The following is a 15,345-nucleotide window of genomic DNA, read 5'->3' on the forward strand; positions in this document are numbered from 1 at the left end:
AGGATTCGATACGAAAGGTGCATCATGTCCATCCAGGTCTTCGAGGGTCCGCTGTGCTGCAACACCGGCGTGTGTGGCACCGACCCCGACCAGGCGCTCATCGACTTCACCGCTGACCTCGCCTGGCTGTCCAGCCAGGGCGTCGCGGTGCGTCGCGCGAACCTCGCCCAGGACCCGGCGGTCTTCGCGGAGAACCCGATCGCCCGGGCATTCGTCCAGAAGGTCGGCGCGCAAGGCCTGCCACTCATCGTGGTCGACGACGTCACCGTCGTCACCGGCCGCTACCCGGGGCGCGACGAACTCGCCCGGATCGCCGGCCTCGAGACGGCCGCGGCCGCCTCGGTGACCGCGCCGACCGGTGAGACCGACTCCGGCTGCTGCGGCAGCGACGAACCTGCCGGCCAGGCCGAGTCCGGCTGTTGCGGCGGCGCCCAGCCGGTCACCATCACGACGCGAGTGCAGGACTAGGGCCATGGTCCAGGTGCTCAAGAACACCCCTCGCTTCCTCTTCCTGACCGGGAAGGGCGGCGTCGGCAAGACCAGTGTGGCGTGCGCGAGCGCGGTGGCCCTTGCCGCGGCCGGGCGCCGGGTCCTGCTGGTCTCCACCGACCCCGCCTCCAACGTCGGGCAGGTGTTCGACACGGTGGTGGGGCACACCATCACCCAGATCCCCACCGTCCCCGGGCTCGACGCCCTCGAGATCGACCCGGATGCCGCCGCGGAGGCCTACCGCGAGCGCGCGCTGGCGCCGATCCGGGACTTCCTCTCCGCCACCGACCTGGCCGATGTCACCGAACAGCTCTCCGGCTCCTGCACCACCGAGATCGCCTCGTTCAACGAGTTCACGGCCTTCCTCGCCGACCCCGAGGCCTCGGCCGGGTACGACCACATCGTGTTCGACACCGCGCCCACCGGGCACACCGTGCGCCTGCTGAAGCTCCCCGGGGAGTGGACGTCCTTCCTCGCGGACGGACTGGGTGACGCCTCCTGCCTGGGGCCGATGTCCGGTCTGGAGAAGACCCGCACGACCTACGCGGACGCCCTGAAGGCCCTCGCGGACCCCGAGATCACCCGCCTGGGGCTGGTCACCCGGGCGCAGCCGAGCTCGCTGGCCGAGGCCTCCCGCACCGCCGACGAGTTGGCCGAGGCCGGGGTGCGGGCCACTCACCTGGTCATCAACGGGCTCCTTCCCGCTGAGGCGCAGCCGGACGCGTTGGCGGAGGCGATCCGTTCCCAGGAGGCCACCGCGCTGGCGGACATGCCGGCGAACCTGCGCGAGCTCGTCACCGACCGCCTCCCGCTGCGTTCCAGCGACGTCATGGGGGTCGAGGCCCTGCGACTCCTGCTCTCGCCCGACCGGGAGGTGCCCGCGCAGCCCACGAACGCCGATGAGAGCGCCGTGACCACCGCGCCCGAGACCGGGCTGGGCGAGGAGACCGGCCTGGCCCACACGGTCGACGAACTCGCCGAACGGGACCACGGCCTGATCATGGTGATGGGCAAGGGCGGGGTGGGCAAGACCACGATCGCGGCGGCCATCGCCCTGGGCCTGGCCCAACGCGGCAAGGACGTCCTGCTGACCACCACGGACCCGGCAGCGCACCTGGCCTGGACCGTGGGCGAGGACGCGGGGATCGAGGTCTCCAGCATCGACCCCGAGCAGGCGGTGGCGGACTACCGCCGCCACGTCATGGAGACCAAGGGCGCCGAACTGGACGAGGAGGGCCGGGCGAACCTCGCCGAGGACCTGCGATCACCGTGCACCGAAGAGGTGGCGGTCTTCCAGGCCTTCCAGGAGGCCGTGGAACAGTCCGACCGCCGGTTCGTCGTGATGGACACCGCCCCCACCGGTCACACCCTGCTGCTGATGGACGCCACCGGCTCCTACCACCGCGAGGTCGCCCGCAACCTCCCCTCGGCGGCCGCCACGACCCCACTGACTCGGCTGCAGGATCCCGATCAGACCGCGGTCATCGTCGTGACCCTGCCGGAGACCACCCCGGTCCTGGAAGCGACGTCACTCACCGAGGACCTGGCGCGAGCCGACATCGCCACCTGGGGCTGGATCGTGAACCGGGCCCTGACCCCGACCCGGACCACCAGCCCGCTGCTGCGCCAGCGCGTGACGTCCGAACGCGAGCCGCTGGCGCGCGCACGGGAACGCGCGGCACGCTTCGCCGTGGTCCCCTACCGCGAGGAGCCGCCCGTGGGCGTGGCGCAACTGCGCGACCTCAGCCTCGAGCAGGGCCGCCCCGCTGCGGTGGGGTAGATCGGCGACGGCATCCGAGTCGAGACTCAGAACGCCGGTGGCCCCGGACCGTGACGGTCCGGGGCCACCGGCGTATGGGGTGGAGCTGATGGGACTCGAACCCACAACCCCCTCGATGCGACCGAGGTGCGCTACCAATTGCGCTACAGCCCCGTGTACGGATTCCCGCACACAACCCCCGGGTCTCCCCGAGGGCGAAGACGATGCTAGCACCCTTGAGGGACGAGCCGAAATCGGCGCCGCCGCGCCGACGGGACGGCGCCCAGGGGCTCAGCGGCTCAGGCGCTCTTGGAGCGGCGGCGGGCGAGAACGGCGTGCAGGTCGATGCCGGAGGCCTCGCTCGCGGACGTGACCTCCTCCGAGGCGGCCTCGGCAGCCTCATCCGAACCCTCGGCCTCGACCTCAGCCTCGGATGCATCCTCGCGTGCCGCGGATTCCTCGCGAGCGGCGACAGGCTCAGCAGGGCGCCGATGCACGGCGGGCTTGAGGGTGTAGGTCGGCACGGGCACGGGCACCGGGGTCCAGCCGCCCACGCTGCCCTCACGGCGGGAGCCTTCACCCTCGAGGGCGGGGAGTTCCTCGGTGAGGCGGTCACTGCCCGGCGCCGAGACGTGTTCGGTCCGCCACCGCAACCCTGCACCGGGCTGCACGTTGGTGCCGCCGGAGCCGGCCTCGGGGCGATCGGGCACCTCGCTGCGGGAGTCCTGGGGCACCGCACCGGCAGGCAGGTGCTCACGCAGCTGGGCCGCGGTGTAGCGCTGCCCGGCCACCGCGGCCGCCACCGCGGTCGGCGCCGGCATGAGATGTGCGGGTACCCGCGCCCACTCGGCGCGTTCCGCACGCGCCGTGCGCACGCCCATCACGAGCGTGGCCACCAACACGAGACTGGGCAGCGCCGCCAGCACGGGCGAGAACCCGGCCTGCCCGACGGCGAACCAGCAGATCGCGCTGATGGCGCCGAGTGCGATGACGAGCACGAGCCGACGGCGGGCAGCGGCCTGCTGCCGCGAGCGCCGCGCTGCGAGCGCCGCGCGTGCCGCGGCCGCGCTGTGGGCGCGCGCCGCTGCACGGGGGCGCGGCATACCGGTCGGACGGTTCACGCTGGACTCCTCACCTGGACTGGACACGGTCGGGTGCCGCAGGACCGTGCTGGTGTGCGCGACGAGCGGTCGCGTGCTCGGTGTCGCGCCGGCCCGTTCACGACTCGCCGACCGTGACACCACCCGTAGGTGACGCGAGTACCGATCGTCTCCGCGCGCATCGTGCAGCCGCTGCCGACGCATGATGAGCGTTGGCACCAGATACCCGAGAACCAGCGTGATCACCGCCACAATGACCCATCCGGCGCTGCTCACGTCACTGACGGTAGGACGCGAATGCCCACCTTCGACTCAGGCGGGCGGGCGTGTCGCACTTCATGTGCGACTCAGGGTGTGGGGCAGCGCGAGCGCACGCTCTCGCAGACCTGCGGGCACCTCCTCGCGCGTGAGGGCGAACGTTCGGTGATCCGCCCACGCGCCCTGGATGTGCAGATAGGCCCGCCGCACGCCCTCGTCACGGAAGCCGAGCTTCTCCACCACGCGCAGACTGGCAGCATTCTGCGGCCGGATGTTGATCTCCACCCGGTGCAGACCCACCGCACCGAAGCAGTGATCGGCAGCCATGGCCACGGCCAGCGGCGTGAGACCCCGGCCCGCGAGTCCGCGGTCGATCCAGTAGCCGATCGAGGCAGAACTGAGGGACCCGTGGGTGATGCCGCTCACCGTGACCTGCCCGGCGAGCGCACCCCCCAGCGCCACGGCCCACGGCAGGCTCGTGCCCTCTCGCCCCTGCCGGTTGAGTTCCCGTACGTACTGCCCGAATGTCAATGGGCGCGCATGCGGATCCGGGACAGTCGCTTCCCACGGCGCCAGCCAGGCGGCGTTGCGACGGCGCAGCGTCGCCCACTGCGCGCCGTCCCGCCTGCGCAGCGCGCGCAGCACGAGCGGGCCCTCGCTCAACGACACCGGCCACATGCCACACACGATAGTGCGCTGCCCGTCATCGGTTCCGTTGCCCGCCAGACGACCCGACCAGCGATATGGGAGAGTGGTGGAGTGAGTGGCAACGAGGCCTTCGACGGCCAATCCCTGGCGCCGCAGGAGACAGTGCGCGAACTTCTCATCGAACAGACAGAGGACCGCAAGGACGACCTGCGCTCCCGCTACCGCTCCGCGCGAAAGGCCCGCAGCGACAAGGACGCCGACCTTGCCGCGCGCGCGCTCGCCGAACGCGCCATGGAGGTGGCCCGGGAGGACGCGCTGGAGCCCGGTGACTGCGTGGCGTGCTATGTCTCACGCACCCACGAACCCGGCACCGGCCTCATGCTGGACTCGTTGCGTGAGGCAGGATTCGAGGTGCTCGTGCCGGTGCTCGGCCCCGGCCTCGATCGCGGCTGGGCCCGGTACTCAGGCCCCGACTGTCTGCAACAGCGTGCGCCGGGCCGCCCCCTCGAACCCTCCGGTGACGCCTTACCCGCCCAGGAACTCGCCCGAGCCCGGCTCCTGATCGTCCCGGCCCTCGCCGTCGACCCCGAGGGGTACCGGCTCGGCCAGGGCGGCGGGTGGTACGACCGCGCGTTGCTGCATGCCGACCCGGGCGCCGACGTGATGGCCGTGGTGTTCGACGAGGAGGTGAGCACCGAGCCGGTCCCGCGCCTGGACCACGACGTGCGTGTGGGCGGCGTGATCACCCCGTCCGGATGGTGGCGGATCACCGCGTAGAATTGGCACTCGATCAGCAGGAGTGCCAGCGGATGCTGGACCACCGCCCGAGGAGAGCCATGCCGACGTATGCCTATCGCTGCAAGGACTGCGGCCACGCGTTCGACATCTACCAGTCGTTCACGGACGACGCCCTGACCCAGTGCCCCCAGTGCGAGGGGACGCTGCGCAAGGTGCTCTCGCCGGTGGGCGTGGTGTTCAAGGGGTCGGGCTTCTACCGCAACGACTCCCGAGGCGCAGCAACCTCCTCGCAGCCCGCAGGATCCTCGACGTCCGGTTCCTCGAACAGCTCGGCGGCGGGTTCGCCCTCCTCCGGCTCCACGTCCGCGAGCACATCCGGCGCGTCCTCCTCGTCCTCGTCCACCTCGGGGAGTGCGACCACGAAGGCTGCAGGCTCCTAGCGGGAGCATCGCGCTGAGCGCTGTCCCCAGCCTCTCGGGCACGCGGCGTGCCCCACAGCCGAACGGCGGCGGGGGCGGTGTCGACACGGGCCTTCTACCGTGACGCACATGACGCTCCCCGGTCGGCACGGTTCCCGCATCGGCATCGCGCTGTGGCGCGCACGGCCCCTGCTCATCGCCGCGCTCGCGTCGCTGGCGCTGATCGGGACCCTGCAGGTACTCGCTCCCCCACCGCCGGAGCAGACGACGGTCGTCGTCGCCGCGCGAGGCCTGCCGGCCGGGGCGAGACTCAGCACCGCGGACCTGGCCACCACCGATCTTCCGATCGAGGCCGCACCCGAGGGGGCGTTCGTCACCGTCCAGGAGGCCCTCGGGGCCAGACTCGCCCACCCCGTGCCGGCACGGGGAGTGCTGACGCAGAGCGGCGTGATGGTCCAGGGGACCTGGGGCGAGGTGGCCTCGCACGAGGCCGTGGTCCCCGTCAGGCTCGCCGATCCCGCGGTGGCCGCCCTGCTGCCGGAGGCTGCCGAGCTGCACCTGGTGGCCGCCTCGGGAGACGGCGCTCGCACGTTGACCACCGAGGCGAGACTCGTGGCGCGCATCGAGGGTGAGACCGCGGACCCGCTCGTGGGCTCCGCCGGGCCGACCTCACCACTCCTGATCGTCGTGATCCCGGCGGATGTGGTTACTCTCGTGCTCGACGCCAGTGCCGGCGGTGCTCTGGCCGTCGCCCTTGGCCCGAGCGCCTGAGCACTCCGAAGCCAGGAGAGACACCATGACCTCGTCGAAGATCCTCACCGGATTCAAGGACTTCATCGCCCGCGGGAATGCCGTGGAACTCGCCGTCGGACTCGTGATCGGGACCGCGTTCACGGCCATCGTCACCGCCCTGATGGACGGCATCATCAACCCGCTCATCGGCGGGATCTTCGGTCAGCCGAACCTCGACGACCTCGGTGCCTTCCGGATCGGCAGCGCCGAGTGGGTGGACTCCGCCGGGGAGACCCAGGTGGGAGCACTGATCCAGCCTGGTCTCGTGCTGACGGCCGTGGTGAACTTCCTCATCGTGGCCGCAGCTCTGTACTTCATGGTGGTCATGCCGCTGAACCGCCTCGCGGAGATGCGCAAGAAGGGCGAGGAGCCCGAGCCCGAGGCCCCCGGCGAGGAGATCCTGCTGCTGCAGGAGATCCGGGACGCCATCAAGGCTCAGGGCTCCGCTCGCAGCGAGTGACACCGGCGGGCGCGAGCGTCTACTCCCAGTGAGGTGGGCGCTCGCGCTGCAACCGGTCCACGTCCTCCGGGTCGTCACCCCACGCCTGGTCGGAGTCCTCCCACGCCCGCTCGGGCAGCACCGGAGGTGCCGGAACCGACGGCACGGAGGGAACCGAGGGCTCCTCGCTCGTGGGTTGACCCGCGGTCACCTCGACCTCCTCCACCGCTGCCTGCGTGATGTCCATCGCCGTCGCGCCGTCCTCGGGCTCGTCGGATTCCCTCGCATCCGGATCGCTCGAGTCCGGCTCGCTCGCGTCCCGCTCGGCCCCGGCCACCCCGGTGGCCACGCCCTCGGGGGCGGCCCCGCCCGCCGGCGTCTCGGCGTCCTCGGCACCGACCTCGAGGTGAGGCGCCACGACGACAGGTGCCGCGGGTGCCATCTCACCCTGGCGTCGGGCACGAGCGGCCACGGTGTCCAGGACCCGCCGCGCCGCCGCGTCCGGATCCAGGAACACCTCCAGCGACGTGAGCATCACCACGTCCCAACCGCGTCGCTCCAGGCGTTCCACCCAGTGCCGGTCCCGCACCCGCAGGCTGGCCGTGGCCACGTAGTCCTCCGTGTCCGTGAGGACCGCGATCCCGTATCGCTCCGGGAGCGTGGGGTGGCCGACGACGAGCGGGATCCGCACGCCGTCCGGCGGCCCGTAGTCGGCCAGCACGGTCAGGCCCATCCGCCAGAGCCGGTCGGCGAGGTCCACGAGCAGCGGGTCCGGGGTTCCTTCCCGGTCATGCGCCGCGGCCGGGGAGCGACCACCCTGGGCCGCGAACGCCAGCAGCTCCTGCAGCAGTCTCGATCCGGGCGAACGCAGTCGGCGCGGATCCAGGTCCTGCGGGCCCAGGCAGCTGGTCACGACCAGGCTTCCGCGCACGGCCTCCAACACGTCCACCAGGAGTGAGACACCGTGCGGCGAACTGATCGCGCCGAACTGGTGGATCACCCGGCCGTGCGGGGTCTTGCCGTACCCGACGGCGAGGATCACCGAGTCGCGACGCATTCCCGCGCACTGCTCGGCGTCGATCACCGCGAACGGCTCGGGGGCCTCCGGATCGAAGAAGGACTCCACGGCCACACTCCCCGCAACCGCCTCGGCCACCGCGTCACGGATGCGCTGGGCGTGCCGAGTGTTCAAGGCGACCACGGCGAGGGAGTGATCCGGCCGCTGCAGCGCGTGCTCGATCACGAGTTCCACGACCCGCTCCACCTCCGCGGGCACGCTCTCCACGACTCCGCCGTGCACCGCGAGCCCGGTGCCCTCGACGAGGTCGAGGTGCACGGTGCTGGGTCCCGGGGGTGCGGGCACGCAGGTGAGCGCGTCCTCATACCCGTGGTGCGCGAGGAAGGCCGCGAGGCTCTCCTCCCGCTCCCCCCGGTCGGCGTCCAACTGGACTCGCGGGAGCACCCGGGCGAGGTCGGCGACCGCCCCAGAACCACCCCTCCTGGCGTCGGCGACCACCACCACCTGCCGCGCGCGACCCACGGCGCCGACGATCTGCTCGACTCCGAGATTCTGAATGCTGTCCAGGATCAGCAGATCGACGCGGTCGCGGTGGCTGATCACCTGCGGGATCATCATGGCCGGCACGCTCCAGCACGGGTGCACAGCGGCAGTCACCGGCGCATACCTGTCGCGCAACCCGCGCAGGTCGAGGCGCATCTCGCCGCGGCGCACCGCGTCGGCCTCGATGAACAACTCGCGGGCAATCTCCTTGTTGCGTACGGCGACATCGCGGGTGTGCCGCACGATTGCGGCGGCCACCGGCGGCACGAGGCTCGCGATGTGCTCGCGATCGAGGTCGCGCCAGCGGGTCACCTCGGTGCTGAACTGCGATGCTCGTTGCAGCACCGGGTCAGCGGCCAGGATCTGCTCCAGGACGCTGGACCACCAGGCCAGGTCGAACTCCGCGGCGACGAGTTCGAGTGGCACCCGTCGCCGCGCGAGGTCGTCCACCAACTCGCCGAGCCCGTAGGAATCCAGCGCGCTGAGCGCATCAATCCGCTCGGGCATCGCGCGCACGATGCTCTCGTCATGGGCGAGCACCAGGAGGTGGTCGCTGAGGACCCCGAACTCGATGTGCTCGAGTTCGGTCTGTCGGTCGGCCAGGGTGCCCCGCAGCGCTGTGTCGAGTTCCATGAGGCAGGCGTGGGCCTCCTCGGAGATCGCGACCAGATCAGCCATGTCCCCGGGCAGTCGTGGCCACCCGCCACCGGGGCAGTGGTGACTCCAGATCTGGCGCTGCTCCTGCACCGCCACGAGCTCCGCGTGCAGGTCCGTCACGTGGCGGCCCGGCAGCAGCAGGTCCCTGGCCTGCTTGCGCAGACGGCGGCGGACGCTGCCCGGCATGGCTTGCTGGGGATCACGTTCACCGCGGGGTGCGGTGGCCGCGACGAGGTCCGCGGCCGAGCGTTCGAAGATCACCGGCCGGAACACATCGAGTGCGTCACGGACCCCCTGCAGCATCCGCAACTGCTCCAGCCACTCGGCCATGGTGCGCGCCGGGCGCAGCCCGGTCTCCGACGCCGCGACCGACATCCGCTGCTGCATCGCCGGCAGCGTGCGGACCGCGAGCCGCTGCACACGCTCGGTGACCTCGCGGGCGTGGGCACCGTCGCGCAGCCGCGCACCGAACCAGGGGCTGTCCGGGCGTCTCATCACGAAGGCCCCGAGCGAGGCGGCCCGGGCGAGTTCACCGCGTGCCTGCTCCCTCAGGTCCCCTCGGAGTCGGCGCAGCACGTCGGCGCCGAGTCGGACCTCGTTGGCGGGTGCGGGGCGCGACGATGTGAGCGCCGCCAGTTCCTGGATCACGCGGTGAGGTGAGATGTTCCAGGTCGGGTTCACCCGGTGCCACGCCTCGACCTGGGCGCGCAACTCACCGTGGAGTCGGCGGTGTTCGTCCCGCAGTGCGTGGACACCCTCCCTCTCCCCGGCCGGTAGTTCACGGGCCAGTGCGGTCGTGATCTCGTCCCCCACGCGATGGGCGTCGCCCGACGAGCCGCGGGAGGCGTCCAGCATGAGTCGACGCAGGCCCATACCCTCCATGACGGCCTGCAGGGACTCGGCCGCGCGACGTGTACCGGGCACGTGGAGGACGGTTCGGCCCGAGGCTGCGGCGTCCGCGACGACCGCCGCGATGGTCTCGGCTGTGAGAGCCCCGGGGGGCGAGTCGATGACCAGGCTGGCGCCCGCCGCGACCGCGTCCAGCGCGTGCTGCTGTGCCGGGTCCAGATCGCCCACACCGCGCTCGGTAGCCGGGTTGCGGTCCTCACGAACGAAAGCGGGCAGCGGCACGTCGAGCACGGCCCTGGCCTCGGGGTCGCCGGCGAGCGCGGCAATCACCGGGTGTCCCGCGAGCCAGCTACCGGCCAGGTCGTCCGCCACGAGCTGCCCGGGATGGGCGAACGAGCCGGCCACGATCACCTCCTCCACCGCCGACTCGGCGAGGTGCTCCAGTGCACAGACCCGCACCTGGCGCAGGCACTCCCACACCTTCTCCTGGTCCGGTGCCACCAGCAGGGGTTCGGTGTCCACTCCAGCGGAGGACAGCGCCCGCTCGACCACGGGGTTCAGGGCGGCCGAGCCGTGCAGGGTCAGGACCGGATCGACCGTGCCGGGTGCAGCCTCGATCGACAGCGGCTGGAGGTAGGCGGGAGCCCGCATCTGCACGCGTGCACCGTCCGCAGCCACCTGCTCGTTCCACCGCACCACGCCGAGAGCAGCGGAGGTCGCCATGACCCCGTAGCGCTGGTGGTGCTCGAGCGCCTGTTCCATCACCATGCGCGCGCGGCGGCGCGCCTGGGCCGAACTCGAGGGCTCCCGCACCAGATTGCCCAGGCGGGTGGGCCTCCCCGCGAGGAACTGGGCCAGTCCGCCCGGGTGCGCCGATGAGAGGTCGAGACTCACCTCGGAGATCGCGTCGAGGTCGCTCATCGCGGACTCGCCGCCGAGCGCGGCGAGAAGACCCTGCCAATGCCGGACGGCGCGGCGGAGCCGCTCGGCAGGTTCCAGGCCCTCCTCGTGCACTGGGTCGGCGGACGACTCCTGCGCGTCGGCGCCGTCCTGCGCGTCCTCGACGTCATCTGTCTCGGTGGCCTCGGTGGCCTCGGCCTGCGCCCCGCCGTCCACGCCGGTGGGGTCGACGACGTCGGGCGCCGCTGCGCCCTGGGGCCCCTGGTCGTGGCTCGTCTCGAGAGCCTCCTGCGGGGCCTCGGAACCGGCCTGGTCGTCTTGCGTCACGCGAACCTCCGCTTCGTCTCCAGCAGGCTATCCGCCGCACGCCGCCGCTGGGCTCGTGACGCGCTGACAAGGGCAGGTAGGCTTGTGCGGGCTCGCGGTCACGCGAGCGTGGCCCTCGTAGCTCAGGGGATAGAGCAACCGCCTCCTAAGCGGTAGGTCGCGCGTTCGAATCGCGCCGGGGGCACGTCAGCGTTGCCAGGGCAGATCACCCGGGGTCAGGTCGCCGTCCGCCTCGTAGGAGCCGGTGGGCACCACCAGCACCGGTGAGTGCGCGTGGTGCAGCACCGCCTGGCTCGTGGAGCCCAGCAGCATGCCGGCAAAGCCACCCCGGCCCCGGGATCCGACCACGACGAGGTCGACTGCGGAGGAGAACTCCGCCAGCAGCGCGGCCCCGGACCCGTCCAGGGCGTGCAGGCGCACGTCCACCCCGGTTCCTGCCGCCAGTTCGTCCACCACGATCTGCAGGCCCGCCTTGACGTCGGCGAGCACCTGCTCGTAGTCGACCGCGGCGGGCAGCCAGTTCATCACCCCCGAGCGCTGCATCAGGGAGACGCCGGCCACCGCGGTCAGCTCCGCTCCCCACAGCCTTGCCTCCGCGATAGCGCAGGCGAGCGCGCTGCGCGAACTGGGCGACCCGTCGACACCGACCACGATCTTGCGGATCGGCCGTGTACGACCATCGCCCGAGGCCCCGGAGTCCTTGTCGGAATCCTCACGCCGGTACGGCACCACCACGACCGGCGCGTGGGAGTGCGCGGACAGCGCCGTGGAGACCGTGCCCAGCAGTCGGTCGGTGAAGCCACCCCCGCCACGCGTCCCGACCACGGCCATCCCCGCCTGGGCGCTCGCCTCGATCAGCGCCCCGGCGGCATCGCCCGTGGCCAACTCGCCTGTCGCCGGGACCCGCTCGGCCACCTGTGCCAGGGCATCGTCCAGCGCGACCTGGGCGCTCTCGCGGATGGCGGAGTCGTCCAGGGCCGCGTAGCCACCGTCGAGGGAGGCTGCAGTGAAGGAGGGCAGCGAGTAGGAACACATCAGGTGGAGGGACCACTCACGCCGTGCGGCCTCGGCCACCGCCCACTCCAGGGCGGAACGCCCCGGATCGGACCCGTCGACGCCGACCAGGATCTGGGACTGCCCCGTGGACATCGTGCACCTCCAGCGCTCGTGTCCCGACCCTAGTACGGCGGGGTCGCCGGGCACCACCGTGAAGCCTGCCCACCCGGACCGGGACGCAGATCGGCCCGGCCTCCCAGGTGGGAGGCCGGGCCGATCGAGGCGCGGTGGCGTCAGCCGACCACGCGGATGTACTGCGGGGCGCTCATGTAGATCGGGCCGGCCGACAGCGGCGTGGAGGGGTTCCGCGCCGCGATGTGCTGACCGTTGCCGAGGTAGATGCCGATGTGACCGGGGGTGTAGACCAGGTCGCCCGGCAGCGCCTCCGAGGCGGACACGCGGTACCCGGCCGAGGCCTGGGCCCCCGAGGTCCGCGGCAGACTGATGCCGACGTTCGCGAACACGAGCTGCACAAAGCTGGAGCAGTCGAGCTGGCCGGCCCCGGTGCCGTAGGGGGTACCGAGGTACTGATAGGCGTTGTTGACGATCGCCTCACGGATCCCGGACGCCGCAGCGGTGGGCGTCGAGGTCTCCTCGACCGACTCCTGCGGCGTGGCCTCGGCGGCCGGTGCGGCCTCCGCGCTCTCGGTCGACTGCGTGGTTGCCGTCGCCGTGCCCTCCGTGGTGGTGTCGGCCGTGCGGGTACGAGACGTGGTCTCGACCGTGCGCTCGACCGGGGCGGGCGGCGGCGGGGGCTCCTCGGCCGTGATGGTGGCTGCGGCGAAGTTCAGTTCCGTATCGCCGTCCACGACGACCGCGGACTGCACGGCAGCGCGATCGATCTCCTGGGCGGAGAAGTTGATGTCCTTGAGTCCCGGCTTGCTGATGGTGTCGGATTCCGGCGCCGCGGTGGCTGCCGCTCCGACACCGAAGACCAGTCCGGTCGAGGCCAAGGCGGCCACGGTGGCCCGGCCGAGGCGGGCATCGCGCGAGGGCGCGGTGCGCGGGGCGAGGTGACGCCCACGAGTCTGAACCTGCTTCACGTATGTCCTCCGATGCCTGCGAGGTGAGCTGTCGGGTCGGGCTGGAGTTCACCCGGTCCCCACCGACGTGGGAACTACACCCCTAGGACGACGATCACTCGCCGCCCGGAGAACCTGGGTCCCCCGCCCCTACCTGGGTAGACTCCCGCGTGGCGGTAGGGCTGGGCACCCACGCAGGGTTCTCGAGCGGGAGCCCGGGAACGAGACGAGACTAACCCACCCCGCCCGAAAAGTCACATTTCGGTCACGGACGCTCGGCGTGGTGCTCACCACATGCCTGATCTGCAGCCGCGAAACCGCGGAATCCCGCGGCAGAGTCGCACCTGCTGCACATCACGACCAGGTCTCAGGCCGCCACGAACACGTGGCGGGTGAGCTCGCTCGGCACCTCGAGCACCACGTCGCTACCGTCCGCGCGCAGCGAGAGCCCTCCGCTCTCCCGCGTGACCGAGACCTGCGCTCCGGGCACGATCCCCGCCTCCTGGAACCTCTCGAGCAACTCGATATCGACCTGGAGCGGTTCCGCGATCCGCGCGATCGTGACCGCCTCCTGCCCCGCCGTGGCGGCGGAGGCGATCGAGGTCACGCCGGCGAGGAAGGCTCCGGCACCCTGTTCCCCGAGTTCCTCCAGACCGGGGATCGGGTTGCCGTACGGGTCGTGGCTGGGGTGGTCCAGCAATGCCACCAGGCGCTTCTCGACGTGCCCGCTCATCACATGCTCCCAGCGGCACGCCTCATCGTGCACGAGTGGCCACTCCAGACCCACCACATCGAGCAGCAGGCGCTCGGCCAGCCGATGCTTGCGCATCACGTGCATGGCGCGCGAGAAGCCCTCCTGGGTCAACTCGAGATGGCGGTCGTCGCTGACCACCACGAGGTCGTCCCGCTCCATGCGCGCGACCGTCTGGGAGACCGTCGGACCGGAGTGCCCCAACCGCTCGGCGATTCGAGCGCGAAGCGGCACGATGCCCTCTTCGAGCAACTCGTAGATCGTCTTGAGGTACATCTCCGTCGTGTCGATGAGGTCGCTCACCTGCAGGCCCTTCGTGCGCGGGAGCCGCTGGCACCCGTACCGGATCGTGCCTCCCACCCTAGCCCGCGATGTGGTCGCGCGCGGGCCGGCCCGGCCTCGCCGTCGAGCCGTCGGGTGCGGGATGATGACGCCATGCCCACTCCCTCCGAGATCACCATCCCCGCCTCGCTCCTGCCCGCGGACGGGCGGTTCGGCTCCGGCCCCTCACGGGTGCGACCTGCCCAGTTGGCGACCCTGAGCGCCCTGGGCGCCACGGTGATGGGCACCTCCCACCGGCAGCCGCCCGTGCGCGACCTGGTGCGCCGCGCCCGCTCCGGCATCGCACAGCTCCTCGGCGCTCCGTCGGGCTACGAGGTCCTGCTCGGCAACGGGGGGTCGACCGCCTTCTGGGACGCCGCGACGTTCGGCCTGGTGCGATCCCAGGCGCATCACGCCGTCTACGGGGAGTTCTCCGGCAAGTTCGCCTCAGCGACCGCCGCTGCGCCCTTCCTGCGGGACTCCCGGATCACCAGGTCCGAACCGGGCACCCTCGCGATCGCGGAAGCCACCGCCGGGGTCGACGTCGTGGCGTGGGCGCACAACGAGACCTCCACCGGGGTGGTGGCACCCGTGGTACGACCCTCCTGGGGCGGGGAGGGCGAGCCGCCCCTGGCCCTGGTGGATGCCACCTCGATCGCGGGCGCGGCGCCGGTGGACCTCACCCAGACGGACGTGTACTACTTCGCCCCGCAGAAGGTCTTCGGCGCAGACGGCGGTCTCTGGCTCGCCATCTGTTCGCCCCGGGCGATCGCACGCATCGAGGAGATCGCGGGATCGGAGCGATGGATCCCCGAGTCGCTCTCCCTGGCCGCGGCGCTGGCCAACTCCCGTCAGGACCAGACGCTGAACACCCCGGCCGTCGCCACCCTCATCCTGCTGGTGGACCAGATCGAGTGGATCCTGGGCAACGGCGGGCTGGACTGGGCGGCCTCCCGCAGCCGCGAGAGTTCATCCCATCTGTACGCCTGGGCGGAGCGCCGCACCTGGGCCTCGCCGTTCGTGGCGCAACCCTCCCACCGCTCGCCGGTGGTCGCCACGATCGACCTGGCACCCGAGGTCAGCGCCACCGAGGTCATCCGGGTGCTGCGCGAGCACGGGATCCTGGACGTCTTCCCCTACCGCAAGCTCGGGCGCAACCAACTACGGGTCGGCGTCTTCCCGGCGGTGGAGCCCAGCGACGTGCGCGCGCTGACCGAGTGCATCGACCACGTGGTCGCGCAACTCCTCGGCTGAGGGCC

13 protein-coding genes, 2 tRNA genes, 1 pseudogene and 1 riboswitch are annotated in these 15,345 nt (G+C 71.7%); of the genes and pseudogenes, 8 read left to right on the forward strand and 8 right to left on the reverse strand.

The genetic code is table 11. From position 1 onward, the window contains the following. Positions 1-24: 24 nt before the first annotated feature. On the forward strand, positions 25-468 hold the full coding sequence (gene arsD / locus ATL40_RS10330) for an arsenite efflux transporter metallochaperone ArsD (RefSeq protein ID WP_211283102.1): 444 nt from the start codon (positions 25-27) through the stop codon (positions 466-468). 4 nt (positions 469-472) lie between these two features. After that, complete coding sequence (arsA, locus tag ATL40_RS10335) at positions 473-2,269, forward strand: arsenical pump-driving ATPase (protein WP_098469458.1); 1,797 nt, start codon at positions 473-475, stop codon at positions 2,267-2,269. A gap of 80 nt (positions 2,270-2,349) precedes the next feature. On the opposite strand, the gene ATL40_RS10340 is transcribed toward arsA, so the two are convergent. The 3 genes from ATL40_RS10340 to ATL40_RS10350 form a co-directional block, all read right to left on the reverse strand. Next, positions 2,350-2,422 (reverse strand) — tRNA-Ala (locus tag ATL40_RS10340). 125 nt (positions 2,423-2,547) lie between these two features. Next, positions 2,548-3,369 (reverse strand): hypothetical protein, encoded by an 822-nt coding sequence (locus ATL40_RS10345; RefSeq protein WP_143556940.1) that lies wholly within the window; start codon positions 3,367-3,369, stop codon positions 2,548-2,550. A 315-nt stretch (positions 3,370-3,684) separates the two neighbouring features. Further along, positions 3,685-4,284, reverse strand: a complete 600-nt coding sequence (locus ATL40_RS10350; protein ID WP_098469460.1) for a GNAT family N-acetyltransferase — start codon at positions 4,282-4,284, stop codon at positions 3,685-3,687. A gap of 81 nt (positions 4,285-4,365) precedes the next feature. On the opposite strand from ATL40_RS10350, the gene ATL40_RS10355 reads away from it, so the two are divergent. Both ATL40_RS10355 and ATL40_RS15635 read left to right on the forward strand, forming a co-directional pair. Next, the gene (locus ATL40_RS10355) at positions 4,366-5,031 is read left to right on the forward strand and encodes a 5-formyltetrahydrofolate cyclo-ligase (RefSeq protein WP_245866995.1); all 666 of its coding nucleotides are present in this window, start codon (positions 4,366-4,368) and stop codon (positions 5,029-5,031) included. 59 nt (positions 5,032-5,090) lie between these two features. Beyond that, positions 5,091-5,231 (forward strand): annotated as a pseudogene (locus ATL40_RS15635) (FmdB family zinc ribbon protein); the annotation flags it as partial. A gap of 14 nt (positions 5,232-5,245) precedes the next feature. Here ATL40_RS15635 and ATL40_RS15640 read toward each other — a convergent pair. After that, on the reverse strand, positions 5,246-5,413 hold the full coding sequence (locus ATL40_RS15640) for a hypothetical protein (protein ID WP_342747634.1): 168 nt from the start codon (positions 5,411-5,413) through the stop codon (positions 5,246-5,248). 127 nt (positions 5,414-5,540) lie between these two features. On the opposite strand from ATL40_RS15640, the gene ATL40_RS10365 reads away from it, so the two are divergent. Together ATL40_RS10365 and mscL are read left to right on the forward strand one after the other, a co-directional pair. Further along, the gene (locus ATL40_RS10365; protein WP_098469462.1) at positions 5,541-6,182 is read left to right on the forward strand and encodes an SAF domain-containing protein; all 642 of its coding nucleotides are present in this window, start codon (positions 5,541-5,543) and stop codon (positions 6,180-6,182) included. Between the two features lie 25 nt (positions 6,183-6,207). Further along, the gene (mscL, locus tag ATL40_RS10370) at positions 6,208-6,663 is read left to right on the forward strand and encodes a large conductance mechanosensitive channel protein MscL (RefSeq protein ID WP_245866998.1); all 456 of its coding nucleotides are present in this window, start codon (positions 6,208-6,210) and stop codon (positions 6,661-6,663) included. 19 nt (positions 6,664-6,682) lie between these two features. Here mscL and ATL40_RS10375 read toward each other — a convergent pair whose 3' ends face one another. After that, positions 6,683-10,936, reverse strand: coding sequence for a hypothetical protein (locus tag ATL40_RS10375; RefSeq protein ID WP_098469463.1), 4,254 nt, complete (start codon positions 10,934-10,936; stop codon positions 6,683-6,685). Between the two features lie 111 nt (positions 10,937-11,047). On the opposite strand from ATL40_RS10375, the gene ATL40_RS10380 reads away from it, so the two are divergent. Further along, positions 11,048-11,120 (forward strand) — tRNA-Arg (locus ATL40_RS10380). Between the two features lie 2 nt (positions 11,121-11,122). Here ATL40_RS10380 and ATL40_RS10385 read toward each other — a convergent pair. From ATL40_RS10385 to ATL40_RS10395, 3 genes are all read right to left on the reverse strand, one after another. Further along, the gene (locus ATL40_RS10385; RefSeq protein ID WP_098469464.1) at positions 11,123-12,085 is read right to left on the reverse strand and encodes a universal stress protein; all 963 of its coding nucleotides are present in this window, start codon (positions 12,083-12,085) and stop codon (positions 11,123-11,125) included. A gap of 140 nt (positions 12,086-12,225) precedes the next feature. Further along, entirely contained in the window at positions 12,226-13,035 is an 810-nt protein-coding gene (locus ATL40_RS10390; protein ID WP_098469465.1) for a C40 family peptidase, read from the reverse strand. Next, positions 13,034-13,189: riboswitch (cyclic di-AMP (ydaO/yuaA leader) on the reverse strand. (Overlaps the previous gene by 2 nt.) Positions 13,190-13,381: 192 nt before the next feature. Continuing rightward, a complete protein-coding gene (locus ATL40_RS10395; protein WP_098470438.1) occupies positions 13,382-14,068 on the reverse strand; it encodes an iron-dependent transcriptional repressor DtxR in 687 nt (228 codons plus the stop codon). 132 nt (positions 14,069-14,200) lie between these two features. Between ATL40_RS10395 and serC the strand changes: the two genes are divergently transcribed. Continuing rightward, the gene (gene serC, locus ATL40_RS10400; protein ID WP_098469466.1) at positions 14,201-15,340 is read left to right on the forward strand and encodes a phosphoserine transaminase; all 1,140 of its coding nucleotides are present in this window, start codon (positions 14,201-14,203) and stop codon (positions 15,338-15,340) included. Positions 15,341-15,345 lie beyond the last annotated feature (5 nt).

The sequence above is a fragment of the Serinibacter salmoneus genome, from assembly GCF_002563925.1.
Taxonomy (GTDB): Bacteria; Actinomycetota; Actinomycetes; order Actinomycetales; family Beutenbergiaceae; genus Serinibacter; species Serinibacter salmoneus.